The sequence below is a fragment of the Roseburia rectibacter genome, assembly GCF_014287515.2.
Classification (GTDB): domain Bacteria; phylum Bacillota; class Clostridia; order Lachnospirales; family Lachnospiraceae; genus Roseburia; species Roseburia rectibacter.
Genome location: NZ_CP092473.1, coordinates 1429723 through 1451434, shown reverse-complemented (window position 1 = coordinate 1451434; position 21712 = coordinate 1429723). Strand labels below are relative to the sequence as shown.

The following is a 21712-nucleotide window of genomic DNA, read 5'->3' as shown; positions in this document are numbered from 1 at the left end:
TCCTCCCGTTCCGAATGACAAGGCACTTGCCTTTTTCCCTTCCGGTGTATCTCCCAAATGAAACCGGGGAGATGTTCGGGTGGATTGAAAAATTTTTATAGAAATTTTTCTGTATACAAAAAACGTCCTCGCAGGCACACACCCACAGGACGCTGTTCATATCTGATATTAAATTTTCTCCACACTCTACGAGTGCGTATAATGCACTTTCAACTGTAGCATCTGCCGCATTACTTAAAATGCGACCTATTTACCTGCCCTTTCACGCACTAAACGGTACAGTATTTTCCAAATACAAAAATATCCTTTCAACGGTTCAGAATACATAACTCTCCCAAACACATTCAAAGGATAAAAAAGCATGTGAAAAAACCTTTGAACATTGCGTTTTTTTATATGCAATATCCAAAGTTTCTTATTTCATTAAAGTGTACTATATCCCTCTGTTTTAGTGCGTTATTAGTTCATTTCTTTTTCAAATCGTGAACTATACACTATATACGGAGGTGCATGATATGGCTAAATCTAAGAAAATTGATAAAGACATGGGTTTTCGCCTGAAGAAAGCCAGATTAGACCAAAAGCTGACTTATGATGAGTTATCCGAAAAATCCGGTGTCTCATCAAGATATATCAAAGAGATTGAAAATCATGGCAATGTTCCAAGTCTTGAAAAACTCGGACAACTCATTCGTGCTTTACATATCTCTGCCGATCCGTTTTTTTTATCCGGCAGCTCCAACCGATAATCTGGATTACCAAAGACTGTTGGTTTATCTTTCAGAATGTACGGACGATCAGATCACCACTATTCTTGCACTGGTAGAAGCCTATCTTCGTACATATAAAACCCATGAAACAGAATAGCAGAAAGATTTCGATTTTTTCTGGATTATTTCTGAATTATTCTGAAGAAAAACAGGGGGGTCAGCTTCCTGGTAAGCCATCCACCCTGTTTGAACTATTTTTTGATATGCATAAGCACTTCTTTCACTTTGTTTCTTTCCTTTAAAATCCCCAGTCCGTCAAATATCTGCATTACATCTACCATCCCCTGATAGTAGGCTCTTTGTTCTTCTTGAAAATGAGCGTGATTCACTATATCCATATAATTTTCGAAAAATTCTCTGTGCTCTGCAGAAAGCTCAGCCAACACCGTTTCATATTCCCGATTCGCCTTTTTCAATGCTTTATCTGCATTTTCCGATTCGTTTGTGTGAACAGAATACTCTCGTTCTTCTGCTTCGCTTCTAAGTTCCTCCAATACCTCTGCTACTGTTTCAAATACTTCGTTCATTTTGTATCCACCTTTCCATATAAGTATTGCATTTTGCAGTCAGTATTATCAATCCCAAGATTACATCAAATAAATTTATTTTCTTATACTTCATCTTTAGAAGTATATTATCAACATTATTCCGTAAAATCAATCATGTAGCACTTCATCTTTAGAAAGTTGGTATTTGAATGAAGATTTACTGGAATAAAGAAAAAAATTCCAAAAACCTTATTGGACAACGTGTAAAAGAATTACGAACCGAAAAGCACATATCACAAAAAGCATTAGCTGAACAACTCCAGCTTGCCGGATATGAATTTAGTGATTTGACTGTATTACGCATTGAACAAGGGACACGCTTTGTACCGGATTATGAAGTAGTGGCTCTGGCAGAATTTTTTCATGTATCTTGTGAATATCTCTTGGGTATTAAAAATGAAAAATAAGCAGTGATCTGGACTATAACTTACAGACCACTGCTTAAATTTTTATTGAAGCGATACCCTACTCCCCATACAGTCTGTATGTAAATCGGTTTACTTGGATTATCTTCTATTTTTCCACGCAGGTTGCGGATATGGCTCATGACAATATTATAATCACCAAAATATGGCTCTTTCCAAACAATATTATATATTTTCTCCTTGCTAAATACCATTCCAGCATTTTGCGCTAACAGTAAAAGAATTTCAAATTCCGTAAAAGTAAATTCTATTTCTTTGTTTCCTTTTACCGCCAACCGTCTTTCAGCATTTATTGTTAATCCCTGAAATTCTAAGCATTTTTTTATGTTCTTATTTTCACATATTTTCATTTGCTTATTTTCTAATATGCTTAATATCTCGCTAATAACATCATCTTCACTATTTTCAAATGACAACAGCAACATTTTCCCCATAACTTTCCACCTCCTCAAATCTTACTTATGTAATAATTCAATTATTACATAAGTAAGATTTGCAGTCAACTATTTTTCCAAAATTGACATTTCAACAAATACAGAATATACTATTTTTATTACAGGCGTAAGATTTAAGGAGTGATTTACATGAAGAATTTACCACAAATTTCGGAAGCAGAATTTGAAGTTATGAAAATTGTATGGAAATATGCCCCCATTAACACCAATGAAATAACAGAAAAATTACTACAAACAACAAGCTGGAGTCCCAAAACTATCCAAACGCTCATTAAGCGTCTTGTGACCAAGGGTGTTCTCACTTATGAAAAACAAAGTCGTGTTTTTGTTTACACACCGTTAGTAAAAGAGTGTGAATATATTAGTCAAGAAAGTAATTCTTTCTTGAATCGCTACTATAATGGTGACATTACCTCTATGCTATCTGCATACATAGAAAACGATAAACTGTCTGAAACAGAAATTGAAACACTTCGCTCCCTTCTTTCCAAGAGTTCCAAAAAAGGAGGCGATTAACATGGCTAATTTCATGATACGCTTTTTATTATGCAATGTATTTATCAGCGGTATCGTTGGAATTCTTTTGATAGCCAAATGGGTATTCAGAAACAACTTGTCCAGCCGGATGCAGTATAATCTATGGTTGCTGTTACTCGGACTTTTAGCAGTGCCTTTTATCCCCTTCCGTCTAATTAGTTTTCCGCAAATTTTCTCATGGCTCAGTAGCGTAAGAAACTCTTCCGCTTCTCATGCCGATGTTGGTGCAAATAATGTTATGGATACCGGTTTATCTGGTACTACAAATTGGATGAATGACTTTGCCCTTTCTGTAAATAAAGACACGCCATCCGTTACCGGATACATTTTATTAGGTATATGGATTGTGGGAATGCTTGCGATGATGATATTGGTAATCAAATCTTCTCTTCGTTTACGCACAATAAAGAGATCTGCGCTCCCCCTTCAGAACCCAGAGGTTCGCAGACTGTATAACAAATGCTTGAATGAGATGAAAATAACAAGGAATATTCCTGTGTACAGTACCGCTTTTTTGAAATCACCTATTATCGTAGGATTTTTGAAGCCATGTATTTATCTGCCAATTCATTTAATCTCAGATTATCATGAATCTGATATGAGATATATGCTATTGCATGAACTGCAACACTACAGACATAAGGATGCCATTGCCAATTATCTTATGAACTTTGCCGGAGTGCTTTATTGGTTTAACCCCTTTGTCTGGTTTGCGCTAAGAGAAATGCGTAATGACAGAGAAGTTGCCTGTGACACTTCTGTTCTAAAAATGCTTGAAGAGGACGATTATGAGGATTACGGAAATACGCTGATCAACTTTATAGAAAAGGTCTCCTTTTCTCCTTTTCCTTTTGCCGCCAACCTTAGCGGAAACATGAAACAAATGAAGCGGCGCATTATCAACATTGCCTCTTATGAGAAACCAACGTTTTGCAAGAAATTAAAAGGCATGACTGCTTTTATACTGACCACAGTTCTAATAATGGGACTTACACCTTTTATTTCTACATATGCAGCGGACGAAAGTCGCTACCAATGGAAATCTTACTCAGAAAATATTTCATATGTAGATTTTTCTAAATACTTTGGAAAATACGAAGGAAGCTTTGTTTTATACGATCTTAGAAATGATGTCTGGAGCATACATGATATAGAACATGCTACGCTACGAGTTGCGCCGGATTCCACTTACAAGATATATGATGCTTTATTTGGATTGGAAGAAGGTGTCATTACACCAGAAGATTCCTTTATTGCATGGAATGGAGAAAACTATCCGTTTGAAGCATGGAACGCTGATCAGACCTTACAGTCTGCGATGACATCCTCTGTTAACTGGTATTTCCAATCAATAGACGAACAACTTGCATCCACTAACATTTACAACTATATTCAGCAAATCGGATATGGAAATGAAAATGTGAGTGGCGATCTCTCCACTTATTGGCTGGAATCCTCCTTAAAGATTTCCCCAGTGGAGCAAGTTGAACTTTTGATGAAACTGCAAAACAATAGCTTAGGTTTTTCTTCTGAAAATATCAATGCTGTAAAAGACTCCATCTGCCTTTCCTCTTCCAATACTGGAAAATTCTACGGAAAAACAGGAACCGGACGTGTAGGTGGACAAGATGTGAATGGCTGGTTTATCGGCTATATCGAAATCGTAAATAATACATACTTCTTTGCTACTAATATTGGAGCCGATAACAACGCTACCGGAAGTAATGCTGCTGAAATAACCATGTCTATATTATCTGACATGAATATCTGGACACAATAAAGTATCTCCTGTACAGCTAACTTTCTATTATCATGGAAAAAATTGGGTAAAGGCCAATACCACTGAACCTTTACCCAATTTATAATAATACTACTAATTTTGAGTTACCCCTCTATATTTCCATGTGCCTCCACCATCTTCTGATTCAAATACAATTCCATCGTTATCCCCTTTATCTGTTGTAACCATTATTATCAATGTTGTAGCACCTATTTGAGGCATATTTAAATAATCATAATCCTCTACTGTAAATCCATATTCTTTTGCAGATTCTGGTAATTCAGTAACCGTACTCATTGGCAATTTTATCTCACCAAATGATCTTCCTCCATCTTTTGTAATATATAGTGTAGAATGAGACTGAGATGCACCTGCAAGTCCTGCAATTCCAAAATTATCATCCAAAAACATCACCCCTTCAGCAACGCCTGCTTGATTATCAAAAGGATCTTCGTTAATTCGCTCCCAAGTATCACCGCCATCAGCAGTCCGTTCCATAACGTAAAATCTACTTCCAGCAGCCGCATCTACTACCACTAAACGCCATCCATTCTGTTCATCCAAAAAGAAATACATGGTTCCATTACTTTCATCCATTGTCCAGCTTTCTGCTTTTTTCGCTTTATCTACCTGCTCTGTAATATTTTTTTGATTTGATTCTCCCAGATCAATGCTATCAGGCTTCGTGGTATATTCAACAGATGTATCATTTTCTTGCTCTGCAACTTCTGTATCAGGCAACTGTTTCATATCTACCGTACCATCAAAATTCAAAATAATCTGCTCATCAAATTGTTCTTCTCCTGATAGAATCACTTTTACATAGTTCTCATACCATGTAACTATCCAACAATTACTTGTGATACTTCCACCATCATTTCGCAATTCAAAATCGGCTTGAGCTATCTTATCTTTTTCTTCCATAAGAACTAATCTTCCACTTGCCGAACCAAATGGGAATTTTGGTTCTCCAATTGCTTGAAGTACTAATTCGTGTTTTCCATCTGGCGAAACAGATGTATCGCAAGTTGTCTTCTTGTAATTTGCCGTATACGAGATAAAAAATACAAAAACTATAACCCCTACAAGAATTGAACCTATGATACATAGCATAATTTTCAAAAAATTTTTCATAATTATAAGACCCCTTTTATTGAGCTGTCTGCTTCAACACATCCTCAACTGCTTCAAATGCCTTTTTTGCAAAATTAATCTTTGTATCGCATATTAACTCGCCATTGTCAGTTATTTTTACCTCAGCAATGATACGGTCATTATCTTCTACCTGTTCTGTACTACCACCAATTGTCATCCAAATGATTTCCACATTCTCTGGTGTTATTTCTCCTGAAATTCCTACTGAAAATTGCGTCCCTTCAAAAAAAGCTGATTCTGATTCCGCATATACAACTATCTGATTCTCCTGCCTATAAACCTTTATGGAATTATACCCTTCTTCTGAACAAACAAGCAATTCATTGTTATTTACAGGAATCGAAAGCATTTCTCCTTTCTCATTGTCGTTATTCTTAACGATAAGCATTGTGCATCCTAAAAGTATCAACATCACAACTATAATAATTATTATTTTTTTCCTCATGTTTTTTCCTTCCTTATTTTGTATCTATGCTCCTTACTACATTACCCTTTACAAATACGGTATTGATAGGCAGGTATCTCCTCAATTCCATTATTAAGGATTTCATTTCCCAAATATTGAAAGCTACCATCATCAGCAAACTTTACTATAAGTTCATGGGTTATAACCGCATCATCACAAATGACCATATCACAAACCGCTTCAACTGTTAATGAGATTGTCCCATCCTCATTTTCTTTGATATTGACAAGCTCCGGCAGAGACGTTCCAAAGAAAGTAGGCGCATAATTGAGACACCCAAGTCGTGCCCAATAATATGTCTGGTTTTTCTCATCAAATTCTGCATACTCCCGTATTTGCTCTGCTGTTACTGGAAGATATTCCATGATCAAACTCTCAAATTCTTCTTTTGGTATTCCATTTGGATAATCCTCGGCATCAAACGCCTTGTGATATTTCATGGCAAACAGATATTCATACATTCCATTATAATCCAGTTTTTCCATATGGTCAGTATCCCAATTCGAGCATAAAAGATTATTTCCCTGATACCCCAGACCTTGTACACATTTTTCTGACATTTCCCTTTGTTCCTTAGTCATTGGTTTTATTCTTACCAAACAACTTCCATCAACAATCTCGGTAACTTCCGGTGGTTCTGGAACACATAACTCATACCCAAACCATCCTTTCTCTGTATACTTCCACTCTTTTATCCTTGCATAAGATATATAGGACATTCCGTAGGTATCATTGCTGTTCCATGTAGCACATGCACTTATTAAATACATATCTTTTCCATCAAAAATAAATTTATCTCTGCCAATGCCTCCGTCCGAATGTAACTCATAAAGCACTACCGAACCTTCCTTCTCGTCCTGACAGTTTTTAAGAAAAGCTTCAACTCTTTTATAATTTTCCATTGCTGCATATGCTTTCATCGTTGTAACCGGATATCCTTTTTCTTTTATGCGATCCTGCATTTTATAGATTGTCTTATCATCCAGAACTGGATTGACTGCATCCCCTTTATCTGCCAGAATATAAATATCAGAAATAAGCACTAAAACCTTTTTACACTCATCCTCTGCTTCTTTTCTTTCTGTCTCATTTATTGGAAGGTCATAACCTTTTTCCCACTGTTCTGTAATATCTTCTTTGTTGTTCTCATTTTCTTCCGAAAAATCAACCTCTCTACTATCCATCAACTGACTGTCCAATGTCCTACCTCGTCTTATACATCCACATAATAAACAACTGATCAGCACAATGAACCAAATACGCTTTTTCATAAATATCGTCCTTTCCTTCCAGCCACATTAAGGATTCATTCTTGCTATGACTGGCAATTCCAATTCTTTTTGTTCAATAGAATTGGCTAAATATCTAAAAGTTCCATCTTCAAATGGCTGAACCACAATTCGATTTGTAAATGCGCAGTCGGAATTATAATCTGCCCATACTCCATCTACAATCAGAGTAATCGTTCCATCAGAGTTTTCCGTATAATCAACCACTTCTCCAAACGGTGGATATGGGCTGGCAGAAATCATGTCATATTCATAGCTATTACTTTTTACGTTATATTTACAATATTTTCTTAGTTGTTCCGTGGATACCGGGAAATATGTAGTCATTATTTTCTCGTATTCTTCTGCTGGAATCCCCCCATTGTCCGTTTTTAAATTTTTCCCTGTATAAATTCGATAAATATCCTCAAACATGCAAGGCATCAATATATCTTCCACATTGCTGCTATCCCAGTTTACAACCAGCATATTATAATTTACATAACTAAGACCAGCTATATATTTTTCTGTAAGTTCTCTGCATTTTTCTGGAAGTAACTTTACTCTCCAATATTCTCTCAATCCTGCATGCGCAACTGGATTTTCAAACGTATAAATAAAATATCCTTTTTCAGTAAATTTAATTTCTGACAAATCACTTACCGAAGTTCCAAGTATCTCTGGTTCTCCGCCCTCTCTCCATCGAATACCTACATAGTAACTTTGCAACTTTTCATTTCGATAGACAAATGTCTGTGCGCCAAGCAATCCATCAGCTTGAACCACAAATACTGTTATCAATGTATCCTGACCAATAAGATAACTTTTATAGAAATTTTGCAATTTATCATAATTTTGCATCTCTACATTTTCTTTAACGCATACATATCCACTTTTTCCAAGTATTTTTATAACCTGTTCTCCCTGTTCATTTGTAAAACCATCAATTCCAGAAGCATAGGCAGGTACATCATCTATAATTACAATATCCTTATATACCACCTTCACCAGTTCTGCCGCAGTTAGTGCTTCATTTTGGATATTTTTGCTCTCTTCTTCAGACAGTAAACTTTTTGATTGTGGAATAATCCAATACGGCGAATTATCTTCATTTTCCCTCTCGTAATCAGACTCCTCCTGCCAAAACTCTATATCTGATATCTGTACTGGCTTTTCCCATGTTTCCTCTGCTGATGATTTTCTCACGTTCTTCTCAAAAAAGATTCCTACACTTACAATCATCACCAAGAGGATAACAAAAATGATTCCAAACTTTTTTATAAACCATTTTATATCTTCCATTACTGTCCTCCATATATATCATTCCATTCATCTTCGGTTAAGCGTGGCGTATGCCATGTAATGTTGTTATTTTCTTCCTCTGAAACAATGTAATTTGATACATACTGTACTCTACCATCAGATAACAGTCTGACCGTAACATCATGCATATATACATCAGAATCTCCTGCATACGGATATACTACATGAACATTGAGCGTAATCGTTCCATCCGAATGTTCCGTATACCCAACCACCTCGGAATATGGATATTCTGGATACTCTATCTCATAAAATCCTCTTGGTTTATATTCGTATGTTTGAGTTTGATAATCGTAAATAGTTTTTTTCTGCAATTTATCACTGTCGATATTAAAATATTCCATAATTACATTTTCAAACTCTGTTTTAGGAATATGATAAACTGCACCTATGCCTAAGTTATCATCTGCTACATATGGAAATTTTTCATTATGCAACTTTGGATACAACAAATCAAACATGTCATAGAAATTCAGTTCTCCAAAATCATCCTCATTCCAATCCACTAAAAACATATTATTTAACTCATATCCTATTGGCAAAAGATATTTTTCATTTAATTCCCGACACTTTGCATCCAATGGCAGTATACGAAATGCTACATGCTCTTCTGCAGAACTTAATGTTAATACATACAATTCTTCTGAAAAATAAGTTCCAGAAAACATCAGATATCCATCATCGGTATATCTCCAATAATCGGTTTGATATTCACCCTCATCTTCACTTTTCATAATTCCATCTTTATATCCGTAGTAACATCTTTTCACATGAACCACTCCATTTTCTGTCTGTAAATGATAGACTGAAAATCCTCCCAAACTACTCACTTGGATAATTGTCACTTCTGCTTCTTTCTGGTTCTCTACCGAATCACAAAAATCCATCACACTTTGCATTTGTGTCATATCAACTCGATTTTCACAATCAACCGCTGCATATCCACATTCCCCGAATCTTTTTATGACTTTACATACGGTTTCCATATCCGTTAGTTCATTGTTTTTTGCAGCTTCCACATAAATATCTATCGGAATGTTTATAAAATTGTCATCTATTTTTCTCTCATCGACAATTTCAACAGATTCAGAAGCTACTGGTTCTTCTGTATTCCCTTTACATCCCGAAATTTCCATCAAAAATCCTATACTAATTATCAGACAACCACTTTTCAAGAACCTGACTATCTTTTTTGACAACATAACCACTTCCACCTCTTCCCTTTACATCTTCTACCATACTAATAATCATAATAGGACGATCCATATTTTCATCCGTTGTAAAAACAGAAAACCATCCCAATTCCGTTCCTGTTGTATCTTCTTTTGACGCTTTGATTTCTGCAGTTCCTGTTTTTCCAGCCAATGTAATATCCGTTCTGCATGCTGCATAGCCAGTACCATGAGGATTGTTTATGACTTCTTTTGTATCCTCCAAAACCATCTGTGCTGCATCCTTTGTAAATGCCGCTGTGATCCAAACGTTCGGTATCGCATCTTCCTTATATGTAAGATATGGTTTTATCATATTTCCTTCATTGCAAAATGCAGAATATATACAAGCCATATGCAAAGGATTTACAAGAATCTGACCTTGTCCATACCCACTATCAGCCAACTGTATCTCTTTCTCAATTTTATCTGTGTTAGAAAACTGCGATTTCGCCACTTTAATATCAAACGGAAGTTCTTCATTGAATCCCAATTTTGTCAATGAACTTTCCATATCTCCTTCACCAATTTTTAATGCCGCCTTGGCAAAATAAATATTGTCTGAATATATCAAAGCATTTTTTAAAATAACTGGCTCATAGGCATGAAGCGTCGTTACATGATAAGACCCCCATGATGAATCTTTCTGCCAGCTCAAACCTTCATTTCCATAATCCTCGTTAGGATTAATCGCCCCCGTTGTTAATCCAATAGCAGCTATGATTGGCTTAAACGTAGAGCCTGGACACCAGACCTGTCGAAAACGATTATACATAGGTTTGTTCTCATCTTCATTCAGCGCATTCCACTTTTCACTTGACATGCCCCTAATAAAATCGTTGTTATCATATGAAGGTGTACTGACTAAAGCCAATACTTCTCCCGTATACTGATTCATAGCAACTGAACAGCTCTTATCATCTTTAAATTGTTCATATAATTCTTTTTGCAAATTCGAATCTATCGTTAGTTTTATATCTTTTCCATTTTCTACAATCGTGCTTACTATGATTTTTTTCTTATTGCCATTTGAATCAACAATAGTAATAGAACACCCATTCTGTCCCTTTAATTCTTTTTCAAATAATCCTTCCATTCCACTTTTTCCAATCACACTGTTCGATGTATATCCCTCCCCTGCGTGTTCTTCTAAATCTTCTGCTGTAACGTTTTGAACATATCCCACTAAATGTGCAGCAGCCTCCCCCAGTGGGTATTCCCTTACAGTGATATCTAAAATTTTCACACCTGGAATCTCTAATAATTTCTCCTGTCTGTCTTTCTCTGCCAATGTTTCCTGATCTGGCTCAATCGACATCAGTTTTAATTCATTCACCTTTGGAACTGTTTTTAATGGTACAAATGAATCATCTTTTACCCATTTTGCTGCTAATTTTTTTTCTATATCTTCTGTTTTCATTTCCAATAATTCTGCCAACTGGCTGATAGCATCATTCTTATTCTCTAATTCTCCGGGAACTACGTCTATAGAAGAAGCCACTCCCTCGCCTGCAAGCAAGTGACCATTTCGGTCTATAATCTGCCCTCTCTTAGCACTTGTTGAAGACACTTTTACTTTATCTGTGGAATCCAGTTCTGGAAATATCAAAGAATCATTCCATATCAGCTTATATTTGCCTTTTTCCAGTATAAATGATGCCTTATTTTCAAAAGTTACGTTTCCTGCAACAGTATCCATAGATGTTTCATAACAGATCTCTTTTTGTTCTTTATCATAAGATGTGATATGAACTTTCATATTATCTACATCAATTCCCTCATAAATAGCAGAATTACGTTTTACAAAATCTTCCTGACTGATATTCCCAGATATTCCTGCATCAATCATTTCATACATTTGTTCATATTCTCGATTTGAAATATGAGCCATATATGTTTTAAGAACCTTCTCCGGTGATACATCAGGTACACTTTCATACCATACAAAAAAGGCAACCACAGCTGTAATCAAACATTAATTCACGAGCCATATAATGTATATCCTGCTTTTTTTCTTTTTTTTCGTCATAGCATCTCCTTTTCTTACGGTTGTAAGATTTCAATTCAAAAATTTTTCCCATTGTATTTCAAAAATTTGAATCTATAAATTCTATCAAATTTCCTATGTTAATTATAATAATCATCTGGATCACCATATTTCAAAACTGCCTCCTGCAATTCATCATCACTTAACGTTCTCATGATTAACCAGTTTTCTTCATACATATAATGCGGATATCTAAATCTGGTTCTTACAAATGTATTATTCACATATAAAGCGATATGTTCATCATATTGCTCTACTTTTTCATCAAACTTAAAACTATATATCAACCAATTCCATGCGAGAAACAAAACAAGACAAAGAGTACCGGAAACGGTTACTATCGTCATCATCATTTTGACTACACCATGAAAACTCTTTTTAATCCGCCTTCCTAACAGACATGCCACTGTTATCAATGCTACCTGCCAAAACACGCATAACATCAAAGCAATCATAATTGCTCTCTGCGGTATATAACATCTCCCGTCCCCCAGCAGCAATTTCTCAACTAAAAAGAAGATAATTGTAATCATGCCCATCATACCAAGTACAAGTATCAATATATAGTTCCATATTTTTCTCTGTATTTTCATGCCCCTTCCTCCATTCCATTTTAAAATTTGAAATTGATATCACCTCATATCTTACGCGTGTAAGATTTAAACGTCAAGTCTTTATTTACTTTTTCTAAACTAATAAAACATCCGGCACACCCTCCAGGAGTGCCAAAAACAACCTTAGCAAGCACTGCCTGTGTCATGACACAGGCGAAATCCCCCACACTTTCCTATCGTCTGTGTGGTCGAATTTCCATAGGGAAGTATCCCTAACCCTCTCTCGATTTTTCTTCGGTTATTCTTCATTTTACCGTCGAAATGCATTGACCTTTCTTACCGTTTTTGCTACAATTTGCTATGGGTAATTACACCCAAAATTGAATAAAACACGAAACAGACTGTTGTAAAAATCGAACATTTTACAGCAGTTTTTTTGTACCCAAATTTAGAAAGGACATGGCACAATGGCAAACCGAAACCGCACTAATCCGGTGCAATTTTATCTCAGTAATGATGAACAATACATTCTCAATACCAAGTTCAAAGCATCCGGCATGAAAAGCATGTCAGCCTTTTTACGCAAACTGATTTTATATGGATATGTGTATGATGTCGATTACAGTTATCTGCGAAATTATAATACAGAGCTTGGACGAATCAGCTCAAGTCTGAATCAGATTGCAAAGCGGGTAAACAGTACCGGAAACATCTATCAGGACGATATGAATGAAGTAAAGGAGTTGATGAATAAAGTATGGCATACACAAAAATCCATGCTATCAAAGCAACCGTTGATAAAGCAATAGATTACATCTGCAATCCCGACAAAACAGATGAGCAAATCTATGTTTCATCTTATGCGTGTGCGCCAGAAACAGCAGCGATTGACTTTAAGTACACCCTTGACCATTGCAGGGAGAACAGTCCTAACAAAGCCTATCATCTGATACAGGCTTTTGCTCCGGGAGAAGTCAGTTATGAGGAAGCTCACCGCATTGGAAAAGAACTTGCTGACAAAGTTTTAGAAGGGAAATATTCGTATGTTCTCACCACACACATTGATAAAGGACATATTCATAATCACATCATATTTTGTGCTGCTGATAACATCGAGCATAACAAATATCACGACTGCAAACAGTCGTATTACCACATTCGGAAACTAAGTGATGAACTATGCAAAGAGCATAACCTTTCCATCATCATTCCGGGTGGTGAACGTGGTAAAAAATATAAAGAATGGCAGTCTGAGCAGAATGGCTCTACTTGGAAAACCCAGCTTAGAAGAGACATCAATTTTTGCATCAAGTCAGCTTCCACATACGAAGATTTCTTACTTTTAATGAGAGCCAAAGGATATGAAATTAAAGGGGAATCTTTTGAAGAAAGTGCTGCCAAATACATCTCTTTCCGTCCTCTGGATAAAGAACGTTTTGTCCGTGGCAGTATGAAATCGCTTGGTAAGGAATACACAAAGGAACGTATCCGGGAACGCATCGAAATGAAGCGTGAGCGAAAATCTGTCATTCCGAAAAAAGACTACTCTGCCCGCAGGCTCATTGATACCTCGGATGAAAAATTCCAAAGCAGTCCCGGACTCCAGCAATGGGCAACTATCGAGAATTTGAAGATTGCTGCACAAAGCTATAATGAAGTTGGTTCTCTCTCCGATCTGAAGCATCAGATTACTGTGAAAACCGAAGCGGGAAAATCTGCCAAACAGAGCGTTGTGAAACTGGAACACCGCATGAAAGACCCTGCAGAAATCATCAAATATGCCGAGCAGTACAAAACCAACCGCTCCTATCACATCGCCTACAAAAAGTCAAAGAACCCAGACGCATATTTCCGCCGATACGAAAGCCAGCTCATTCTATATGGCGGTGCACGACGTGTACTTGAGCAGACTGGGATAAACTTAAAAGGATTGAATGTTGATAAGCTAAAAGCAGAATATCAGGAACTGATGAAACAGAAAAATGAACTGACTTCCACCTATAAAGATTGTGAAAAAGAGGTTCAATCATTAAACCGAAAACTGGAAAATTTGAGCCAATACATCGGTCAGACACAGCCCGATTTTACCTCAGAACAGTCTAGGAAAAAGAATAATCCCATCTTGTAGCTTGTTAATGTTAAACCCATGTATTATACTTAATTTATTATTACAAATGTTTAGGAGAGACTATGGCAAATACAGATTATAAATCACCCGATGCTTTAATGCGGCATCTTAGGGATAATGGAATTTCCATCTCAGGGAGTTCACAAAAGCAACAACTAATCAATACCGGATATTTTCACGGATATAAAGGATACCGTTTTTTTGTATCTTCCTCTAACAGACTTCCATTCACTTCATATAATGAGATTAACGCAACCATACAATATGATACAAAATTAAAATCTCTTTTATATGGAAAAATGATGTTTATAGAAACTGCTCTAAAAAATATTGCTTTGAACACCATTATGTCAGAAATTGATTCCAGCAGTATCTATGATATGTACGATAAGGCAATCAGCAGCTACAAGAATGCTCCTGCCGGAACTCGTGAGGATATAAAGAAGAAATACCAGAACAACAAACTAAATCTTCAAGGCTCCATACAAAATGCCATTGCTGCTGCATACCGAAAAGAGAATCCGAAAATCACTCATTTTTATAATAATGTCAATTACAATGAAGTTCCTTTATGGGCAATATTTGAAATTCTCACTATGGGCGATTTTGGATATTTGCTTTCATGCCTGACCATTGATATGCGTGAAAAAGTATCCCGTGCAATCGGCATCAATCTATCAAGTGATACTTACCGGGAATTACTTTATAAATATGTATATGCCTTAAAAGATTTAAGAAATGCCATTGCTCACAACGATGTGGTATATGATACCCGTTTCAAAAAAATGGACCCTTCAAGACCAATGAAACAATGCCTGATTTTAGAAATGGGGATGCCATACATAAATTTCAAAACAATCGGCGATTACATCATCCTTATCTGTTACTACTTAAAATTACTGAAAGTCTCTAAAACAGAGATCAAATCATTCATCCGTGAATTTGAAAAGATTACAAGAGAATACGAATCTTCTGTAAACCCGAATGTTTCAGCTATTTCGATTCATCCTGATTTGTTCTCTCGCTTAAACATCTTAAAAAATTCCATATAATGCTTGCATATTTTACCTGCCTATAGTATATTATAGATAGCAATTGGGGTATGTGTTTGCGGACACATACTTGGAGGAGTCGGAGTGATCCGGCTCCTCTTTAATTTTTAATAAAAAAACGGTAGTCAAAAGGTGCACCTAATGACTACCATATTTTTATTCTGCCGCTTCCAACACTAATCCGGCATATTCTTCATCACCTATGCTTTCCAGTTTTCCTGCCACACGCATCGACAATTCTAAAAGTTCATCATCGTCGATATGTTTCATTGCCTTATGAATGCCCTCTATAACCTTTGCCCTGCTGTCACTATGGAAAATACATATCAAATTGGTTTCTTCAACTGTAAATGGATTATTCATATTCTTACATCTCCCTGTGTGTATTCTTTGATTTTTCCTGCTCTTTGGAATCTTTCTTGCCCTGTGCCACTTCCTTCTGCTTAGCTGCCAGACGCTCCTTTAAGGAAGTACGAACCTGCGGCTTTTCCGCCTGTTCTTTCATTTCTTCCTCACGATTGAATTTCTCCACACCATTGTTGAGCCTGTCATCAATCATGTTATAATTCTGCTCCTCCAACTCCTCGATCTTGGCAAGCGGCTTATATTCTGCCAGCTTAGCAATCAGCTCTTTTGCCTGTCTTTCGCTGTCCTCGTCAATTCCCTCATCAATAGATGTCTGCAAAAAAATCTGTAATGGCTTCACATTACCGCTTTTTATATCATTTGCAATCATTTGAACCTGTGCTTCCCTGTCCGGTACCGAGTCTCTATATTCAAAAGTGTCAATATCATAGGATAACTGATCAAGTTCTGCCGCAAGCGTCTGTATCTTCGTTTCTTTTGTCTCCCGGTCATTGACCTCTTTCTCCGGATATGCCGCAATCAGTTTTTTAAGTGCATCCTGCACTGTGGGAGTATCCCGAAGCTCTGGTGTGTAATTCAGAAAATCCACATCTATGCAATTCCCTCTGACAATATCTGCTTCCTCATCTTCCCATTCTTCTGTACCATCAATGTGCATATTTACACCAATAGAAGGAATCCCATGCATACGGGAAGGATCAATGGCATTGTAAAGTTTCATAGCTTCCTCTATCGTTTCAATGCCCTCATGGTATTCACCCATATTGTGAAATTCTCCACACTCAGCAACCGTAAATGTAATATGGACTGTCTCTGGTTCAATTATAGGCTCTTTTTCCAGTTCAGAAAGCACTTTTTCTTCTGATACAAGTGCGTTTTGTTCCTGCACCAATTCTCTCCCCTGCGTGACAAGCTGATTGTTGATCTGTTCCTGCTGTGCCTTCTCCTGCAGATAGGTTTCCACTTCTGGCAGATAAGTCTCCAATGTTCCGGTTCTGCTCTCTGTAATCGGGTTAATATCTACCTGTATGCCTGCAATATAAATGCTGTCCTCATGTAGCATATTGAAAAAGTCATCTTCTCTGGTTGAGCCTGTGTATTCCACAACTACATCCAAATCCGAATTTTCCTGCTCAATACCTCTGCATCGGCTTCCGGATACCACCACATCAACAATCTGTGCATCCAGTCCATACTCGTCTATCTGCGACTGTACATAGGCATATACCGTTTTTTCTATATCGTCCGCACTCTGTCCGTCCAGACTATGAAACAATTCTTCTGTCTTTGCCCGGAAATCTGCAACCACATCCGGATTGTTCTCCTTAAATTCTGCCTGCTTCGCTTCCAAGTCCGCCTGTTCTACTTCCTCCGCTTTTTCTGAAAGCTCCTCATAATCTACAATCTCGACCTCAGAACCCGCATATACTTCTCCCTGCAAATATTCGTCACGATAATACTGCTCTGTAACCGCTGAAAAGCGTGGTTCCTTCAAGTCTGCGATTACCATATCCATTGCTCTTTGAATCGTAATATCCGGATTATCATAAACACCACCATCGAGTAAATGATACTGCTCATTCAGAATGGAGTAATCGTATCCCTCATCACATTCATGCATAAGGATATAGCGGTCTGCGATATGTACCGCAAGCTCTGTCTGTATTTCGTTCTCCTTACCTTCCAATGTCAGCATAAACTTCGGCAGTTCCGTAAATCCAAAAGAATCAACAAAGTGTGCGCTGTTCTCGCCATCCTCATGCAGTACTACAATATCACTGACCGAAAGAGAGTGTGCCTTATAATCTGCCGGGTGATCAATATTGAACTTTGTATAGATTGCTTCCAATGTTTCCGATTGTGTCTGTCCCTGCAATTCTGCAAGTTCTCCCATATACACGAGCTTATAATTCTCCGGTGATACAGCATCAAAATTGTCCTTGATTATTCCCATACGCTTCAGGCTTTCCGTTCCCTCAAAACGAAACTTATCCAGTTTAGGATCATCATTTAACTGATAAATGCCATATTTATCGGTATTTCCATACAAGAGCTGTGCTTCCCTGTTGGAATCACTCTCTGTAATTTCTTCCTGCATCATCTGGAGCTTTCGTTCATTCAGCCAGTCCCCTTTTTCAATACCGCACATCCCGTCATGTTTCTCAATCTGTTTTCTGTCGGATACAGTAGTCTCTGATCCGTCCGTATGCAGAAGATACACAGGCAGATCATGGTCAAATAGTTCTATTGCCCTTTCCTGTGTCAGAGGAAACATTTCATTCCATGTATAGCCATATTCCTGCATTTCGTATATACTGATCATGCTATCCGGAAGTGCGTCGATTTCTGCCTGTGCATCAATCATTGCTAATGCAACATCCTGATTTCCATCCACTTCCTGTGCATATATATGTTCTGCAAGCTCCCTTGTTTTCTCCACATTCCCCAGCTTGTACGCATAATTTACAATCAAATTTCTTTCATCATCGGAAAAAGTTGGCTGTCCATGCTCCAACCGGTTAATGATATGCTCTGCCTGTTGAATGACAGACAATTCCTCTGCATCCGTCAGACCTGCATTAAAATCGTATTCATAATCCCAAAAGTCCGGCATATTTCCATTTAATTCCTTACTACTGGACGCAAGTAACGTGATTTCCGCTCCCTGTTTTTCCATATATGAAAGGTAATTGCCATCCCATTCTTTTTCATCAAGAAAAGCCATATCTTTGAGCATTTTTCTGACATCATCCCTCAACATATTTGTGATTTTCAAAACCTCCCATTCGCTTTCAAAAATTGAAGCGAACTTAACAACCACATCATCGGCATTGATCGGCTCCATTGCCTTATCATAGACCGCCTTTCTCTCCTTCATATCAATCAGCTCATCTGTATCTGTGTTATAACGCACATCCAGATGATACTCTCCGTACTCTCTGGAATCCTGATTGCCGATTTCCGTTGTCCATGCACCCCTGCTTTCCAAATATGCCTGTATGCTCAACTTGTCATCGTCTGTCATTTCTGACAATGCCTGCATCAGTTCCGGTCTGTCCATGCCATATACATCAAGCAGACTGAACTCTGAAAGGTCAGTATTCTGTATGAGGAGAATACTTTCCTTTGTCTGTTCCTGTGATACTTCCCTGTTCCTTTGTAATTCCTGTAATTGTTCCTCTATCCCGGTAATCAACTCCGAAGCTGTCCTCCGTATCGTATCTATGGAAGCTCTCAGTTCCTTGGTATCTCTGCCACTGCTCCATCCGGCAATATATCCAAAGGAATAATCGGAAGTGTCCACTCCAAAATGCTGACATACTGTATAAGCTATGCTCTCAGCTTCCACTTCTTTGGTATTGCGGTCTTTTTTCATCTGCTCATCCTGCTCCACTTCCTTGCTATGCAGCTTGGAGTGAGCCACCTCATGGATCATGGTCTTTAAGGTCTGGCCCTCGCTCATGTTTTCCTGCACCGCAATCCGCTTTGCTTCCCTGTCATAGTAGCCTTTGGAATCTCCGGCTATCTCCTCCAGTTCAATCGGTACTGGTGAAATGGCTTCTACTGCACGAATCATATCCTGATACCCTTCCACATCTGAAAGAAGCTCCTTTGCCGCAAGTTCCGGTATCGGCTTTCCGTCTGTCTGCGCCACATCAAAAACGGATACTGCCCGGAATGCCGGAATTGTTATCTCGACTTCTTCTTTCTGCGGATTTCCGTCCTTATCAAGTAAAAGTTCTTGTGTGACCGGATCAATCTTGTCCCTCTCCTCTTTGATTTTATAGGGTGCTGGGGCAAGGATACGAATACCCTTTTCCCCCTTCTTAACGTGCCTGTCAAAATTCTTCTGCCAAGCCTTGAATCCGGCCACTAACGTAGCGTCTGGCTTTTGCATCGCAATTAACATAGTATTGTTAAAGCTGTAATTATGGAATTTTGACATGGTATTCAGATAAGTCTTGTACTTCTCGCTTTCAAAAAGCTCCTTGATACCCTGCTCTAGCTTCTCCGTTATTTCCTGTACTTTCTGTTTTTCTGTTTTAGATTCTGCCATAGTATTTCCTCCATCTGCTTATTTTTTGCATGACAAAAGGCAGCCATTATTGACTGCCTTTGCATAACTACGATATTCACTTATAAACCTTTATCATTACTGCCCGTATTCGTTTTGATTTCTGCAATGTACTCCTGTCTCCTTTCTGCACCTGTCACTGTAAATGTTTTTACAAATAAAAAAGACAACCAAGATTTTGTTTCTTAATTGCCTGTTTCTATGCTATTAAATTTTTATTGAACCGATAACCAACTCCCCAAACAGTCTGTATATAGCTTGGCTTGCTAGTATAATATTCTTTTAATAACTCGACTATATTCAGAACCTGTGCTATAATGTCCTTATAAAGATTTTGGAGGGCATTTGCATGGGCAAAAGAGCATCATCAATCGAACTCAGCAATGAAGAAAGAGAATATCTGGAACGTCAGACTCGTGCCAGAACAATTCAGGCTCAAACAGTTACAAGAGCGCGCATTCTATTATTACGTGCGGATTCCGTATCAATAGATGCGATTGCTGATAAAGTGGGGATCAACCGCTGCAGCGTCATGCTTTGCCTGAAAAAGTTTAAAGAAGGAGGCATTGAAAATGCACTCTTTGATGCCCCTGGTCGTGGCAGGAATGCAGAGATTACAGACGAAGAAAAAGCCTGGATCATTAACATTGCATGCCAGAAGCCAATTGATTTTGGATATGCTGCTGAAACATGGACGTATGCAAAGCTAACCTCACATATCAATAAAACTGCTGAAGCAGCTGGATACACAAGACTATCCACCATTCATAAAAGTACAGTACATACAATTCTTGACGAGGCAGATATAAAGCCACATAAAATAACTTATTATTGTGAGAACAGGGATCCTAATTTTGATTCCAAAATGCATAATGTCCTGCTTGTGTATAAGCAGCTTGAAATGCAGTTTGATGAATCTGGAAAGCTCATTATATCTGAAGATACACCTATACATGTGCTGTCTTATGATGAAAAGCCAGGAATACAGGCTATTGCAACAACATCAGATGATTTAATGCCGAACGAAAAGCATCCGACCATCAATAGAGATTACGAATATAAACGTTTGGGGACTCTTTCATTATTAGCTGCAATTGATCTTCAAACAGGAGAAGCGATTCCTCTTGTAAGAGACAAGTACAGCAGCACGGAATACATTGAATTTTTGAAGCTGTTAGATGATAAGTATCCAAAGGGAGACAAGCTTCGCATCGTACTCGATAATCTTAAAGTTCATACATCAGAGGCGACCAGAAAATACCTGGCAACTGTACCGGGAAGATTCGAATTTGTATTCACTCCCAAACATGGATCATGGCTCAATATGGTTGAAAGTTTCTTTAGCAAGATGACTCGTCAGATGCTCAGAGGTATCCGTGTTAAATCTAAGGAGGAACTTACTAATCGTATCTACAGATATTTTGTAGAAATAAACGAAGAGCCGATTGTGTTCCATTGGAAATATAATCTCGATGATATTGATGTATCGGAAGAAATCATTGTTGATACACTGTCTGTCAAAAAGTCGAGTTAATTAAAGGATGAAATACTA

19 protein-coding genes are annotated in these 21712 nt (G+C 37.6%); 8 read left to right on the top strand and 11 right to left on the bottom strand.

Going from position 1 to position 21712, the window contains the following annotated elements:
* The first annotated feature begins 515 nt into the window (after positions 1-515).
* Positions 516-749, top strand: coding sequence for a helix-turn-helix transcriptional regulator (locus H8S51_RS06875; RefSeq protein WP_330361019.1), 234 nt, complete (start codon positions 516-518; stop codon positions 747-749).
* A gap of 212 nt (positions 750-961) precedes the next feature.
* On the opposite strand, the gene H8S51_RS06870 is transcribed toward H8S51_RS06875, so the two are convergent.
* The gene (locus tag H8S51_RS06870) at positions 962-1297 is read right to left on the bottom strand and encodes a hypothetical protein (RefSeq protein WP_186900560.1); all 336 of its coding nucleotides are present in this window, start codon (positions 1295-1297) and stop codon (positions 962-964) included.
* Positions 1298-1467: 170 nt separating this feature from the next.
* On the opposite strand from H8S51_RS06870, the gene H8S51_RS06865 reads away from it, so the two are divergent.
* The gene (locus H8S51_RS06865) at positions 1468-1725 is read left to right on the top strand and encodes a helix-turn-helix domain-containing protein (RefSeq protein ID WP_186900559.1); all 258 of its coding nucleotides are present in this window, start codon (positions 1468-1470) and stop codon (positions 1723-1725) included.
* Between the two features lie 20 nt (positions 1726-1745).
* Here the strand turns inward: H8S51_RS06865 and H8S51_RS06860 are convergent, their stop codons facing one another.
* Entirely contained in the window at positions 1746-2177 is a 432-nt protein-coding gene (locus tag H8S51_RS06860; protein ID WP_002593578.1) for a winged helix-turn-helix domain-containing protein, read from the bottom strand.
* 150 nt (positions 2178-2327) lie between these two features.
* On the opposite strand from H8S51_RS06860, the gene H8S51_RS06855 reads away from it, so the two are divergent.
* Together H8S51_RS06855 and H8S51_RS06850 are read left to right on the top strand one after the other, a co-directional pair.
* Positions 2328-2714, top strand: coding sequence for a BlaI/MecI/CopY family transcriptional regulator (locus tag H8S51_RS06855; protein WP_186900558.1), 387 nt, complete (start codon positions 2328-2330; stop codon positions 2712-2714).
* Position 2715: 1 nt separating this feature from the next.
* Entirely contained in the window at positions 2716-4515 is a 1800-nt protein-coding gene (locus tag H8S51_RS06850; RefSeq protein WP_186900557.1) for a BlaR1 family beta-lactam sensor/signal transducer, read from the top strand.
* A gap of 93 nt (positions 4516-4608) precedes the next feature.
* Here H8S51_RS06850 and H8S51_RS06845 read toward each other — a convergent pair whose 3' ends face one another.
* The 7 genes from H8S51_RS06845 to H8S51_RS06815 form a co-directional block, all read right to left on the bottom strand.
* Positions 4609-5649 carry a WD40/YVTN/BNR-like repeat-containing protein gene (locus H8S51_RS06845; protein ID WP_186900556.1) on the bottom strand — a complete coding sequence of 347 codons (1041 nt, stop codon included), beginning with the start codon at positions 5647-5649 and terminating at the stop codon, positions 4609-4611.
* Between the two features lie 16 nt (positions 5650-5665).
* Positions 5666-6115: a hypothetical protein gene (locus H8S51_RS06840; RefSeq protein WP_186900555.1), complete on the bottom strand. Its 450-nt coding sequence runs from the start codon at positions 6113-6115 to the stop codon at positions 5666-5668.
* A gap of 41 nt (positions 6116-6156) precedes the next feature.
* Positions 6157-7407, bottom strand: a complete 1251-nt coding sequence (locus H8S51_RS06835) for a DUF6070 family protein (protein WP_186900554.1) — start codon at positions 7405-7407, stop codon at positions 6157-6159.
* Between the two features lie 27 nt (positions 7408-7434).
* Positions 7435-8706 (bottom strand): DUF6070 family protein, encoded by a 1272-nt coding sequence (locus H8S51_RS06830; protein ID WP_186900553.1) that lies wholly within the window; start codon positions 8704-8706, stop codon positions 7435-7437.
* Positions 8706-9929, bottom strand: coding sequence for a DUF6070 family protein (locus H8S51_RS06825; protein WP_186900552.1), 1224 nt, complete (start codon positions 9927-9929; stop codon positions 8706-8708). The genes H8S51_RS06830 and H8S51_RS06825 overlap by 1 nt, the downstream gene beginning before the upstream one ends.
* Complete coding sequence (locus H8S51_RS06820; protein ID WP_241070941.1) at positions 9877-11910, bottom strand: penicillin-binding transpeptidase domain-containing protein; 2034 nt, start codon at positions 11908-11910, stop codon at positions 9877-9879. Before H8S51_RS06820 ends, H8S51_RS06825 begins: the two co-directional genes overlap by 53 nt.
* A 155-nt stretch (positions 11911-12065) precedes the next feature.
* Complete coding sequence (locus H8S51_RS06815; RefSeq protein WP_186900551.1) at positions 12066-12578, bottom strand: hypothetical protein; 513 nt, start codon at positions 12576-12578, stop codon at positions 12066-12068.
* A gap of 428 nt (positions 12579-13006) precedes the next feature.
* Here H8S51_RS06815 and H8S51_RS06810 point away from each other — a divergent pair, with 428 nt between their 5' ends.
* The 3 genes from H8S51_RS06810 (at position 13007) to H8S51_RS06800 (ending at position 15719) form a co-directional block, all read left to right on the top strand.
* On the top strand, positions 13007-13348 hold the full coding sequence (locus H8S51_RS06810) for a plasmid mobilization protein (protein WP_117831461.1): 342 nt from the start codon (positions 13007-13009) through the stop codon (positions 13346-13348).
* A complete protein-coding gene (locus H8S51_RS06805; protein ID WP_186900550.1) occupies positions 13297-14667 on the top strand; it encodes a relaxase/mobilization nuclease domain-containing protein in 1371 nt (456 codons plus the stop codon). The genes H8S51_RS06810 and H8S51_RS06805 overlap by 52 nt, the downstream gene beginning before the upstream one ends.
* Before the next feature lie 62 nt (positions 14668-14729).
* A complete protein-coding gene (locus H8S51_RS06800; RefSeq protein ID WP_117831463.1) occupies positions 14730-15719 on the top strand; it encodes an Abi family protein in 990 nt (329 codons plus the stop codon).
* Between the two features lie 156 nt (positions 15720-15875).
* On the opposite strand, the gene H8S51_RS06795 is transcribed toward H8S51_RS06800, so the two are convergent.
* The gene (locus H8S51_RS06795) at positions 15876-16082 is read right to left on the bottom strand and encodes a transposon-transfer assisting family protein (protein WP_117831464.1); all 207 of its coding nucleotides are present in this window, start codon (positions 16080-16082) and stop codon (positions 15876-15878) included.
* Between the two features lie 4 nt (positions 16083-16086).
* Complete coding sequence (locus H8S51_RS06790) at positions 16087-20142, bottom strand: YodL domain-containing protein (protein ID WP_186900549.1); 4056 nt, start codon at positions 20140-20142, stop codon at positions 16087-16089.
* Positions 20143-20509: 367 nt separating this feature from the next.
* Here H8S51_RS06790 and H8S51_RS06785 point away from each other — a divergent pair, with 367 nt between their 5' ends.
* A complete protein-coding gene (locus tag H8S51_RS06785; RefSeq protein ID WP_241070825.1) occupies positions 20510-21694 on the top strand; it encodes an IS630 family transposase in 1185 nt (394 codons plus the stop codon).
* The last annotated feature ends 18 nt before the right edge of the window (positions 21695-21712 follow it).

Excerpts from the sequence above, each read along its gene's own strand:
- H8S51_RS06875 (WP_330361019.1), top strand. The coding sequence starts at position 516 with ATGGCTAAATCTAAGAAAATTGATAAAGACATGGGTTTTCGCCTGAAG.
- H8S51_RS06870 (WP_186900560.1), bottom strand. The coding sequence starts at position 1,297 with ATGAACGAAGTATTTGAAACAGTAGCAGAGGTATTGGAGGAACTTAGA.
- H8S51_RS06865 (WP_186900559.1), top strand. The coding sequence starts at position 1,468 with ATGAAGATTTACTGGAATAAAGAAAAAAATTCCAAAAACCTTATTGGA.
- H8S51_RS06860 (WP_002593578.1), bottom strand. The coding sequence starts at position 2,177 with ATGGGGAAAATGTTGCTGTTGTCATTTGAAAATAGTGAAGATGATGTT.
- H8S51_RS06855 (WP_186900558.1), top strand. The coding sequence starts at position 2,328 with ATGAAGAATTTACCACAAATTTCGGAAGCAGAATTTGAAGTTATGAAA.
- H8S51_RS06850 (WP_186900557.1), top strand. The coding sequence starts at position 2,716 with ATGGCTAATTTCATGATACGCTTTTTATTATGCAATGTATTTATCAGC.
- H8S51_RS06845 (WP_186900556.1), bottom strand. The coding sequence starts at position 5,649 with ATGAAAAATTTTTTGAAAATTATGCTATGTATCATAGGTTCAATTCTT.
- H8S51_RS06840 (WP_186900555.1), bottom strand. The coding sequence starts at position 6,115 with ATGAGGAAAAAAATAATAATTATTATAGTTGTGATGTTGATACTTTTA.
- H8S51_RS06835 (WP_186900554.1), bottom strand. The coding sequence starts at position 7,407 with ATGAAAAAGCGTATTTGGTTCATTGTGCTGATCAGTTGTTTATTATGT.
- H8S51_RS06830 (WP_186900553.1), bottom strand. The coding sequence starts at position 8,706 with ATGGAAGATATAAAATGGTTTATAAAAAAGTTTGGAATCATTTTTGTT.
- H8S51_RS06825 (WP_186900552.1), bottom strand. The coding sequence starts at position 9,929 with ATGTTGTCAAAAAAGATAGTCAGGTTCTTGAAAAGTGGTTGTCTGATA.
- H8S51_RS06815 (WP_186900551.1), bottom strand. The coding sequence starts at position 12,578 with ATGAAAATACAGAGAAAAATATGGAACTATATATTGATACTTGTACTT.
- H8S51_RS06810 (WP_117831461.1), top strand. The coding sequence starts at position 13,007 with ATGGCAAACCGAAACCGCACTAATCCGGTGCAATTTTATCTCAGTAAT.
- H8S51_RS06805 (WP_186900550.1), top strand. The coding sequence starts at position 13,297 with ATGGCATACACAAAAATCCATGCTATCAAAGCAACCGTTGATAAAGCA.
- H8S51_RS06800 (WP_117831463.1), top strand. The coding sequence starts at position 14,730 with ATGGCAAATACAGATTATAAATCACCCGATGCTTTAATGCGGCATCTT.
- H8S51_RS06795 (WP_117831464.1), bottom strand. The coding sequence starts at position 16,082 with ATGAATAATCCATTTACAGTTGAAGAAACCAATTTGATATGTATTTTC.
- H8S51_RS06790 (WP_186900549.1), bottom strand. The coding sequence starts at position 20,142 with ATGGCAGAATCTAAAACAGAAAAACAGAAAGTACAGGAAATAACGGAG.
- H8S51_RS06785 (WP_241070825.1), top strand. The coding sequence starts at position 20,510 with ATGGGCAAAAGAGCATCATCAATCGAACTCAGCAATGAAGAAAGAGAA.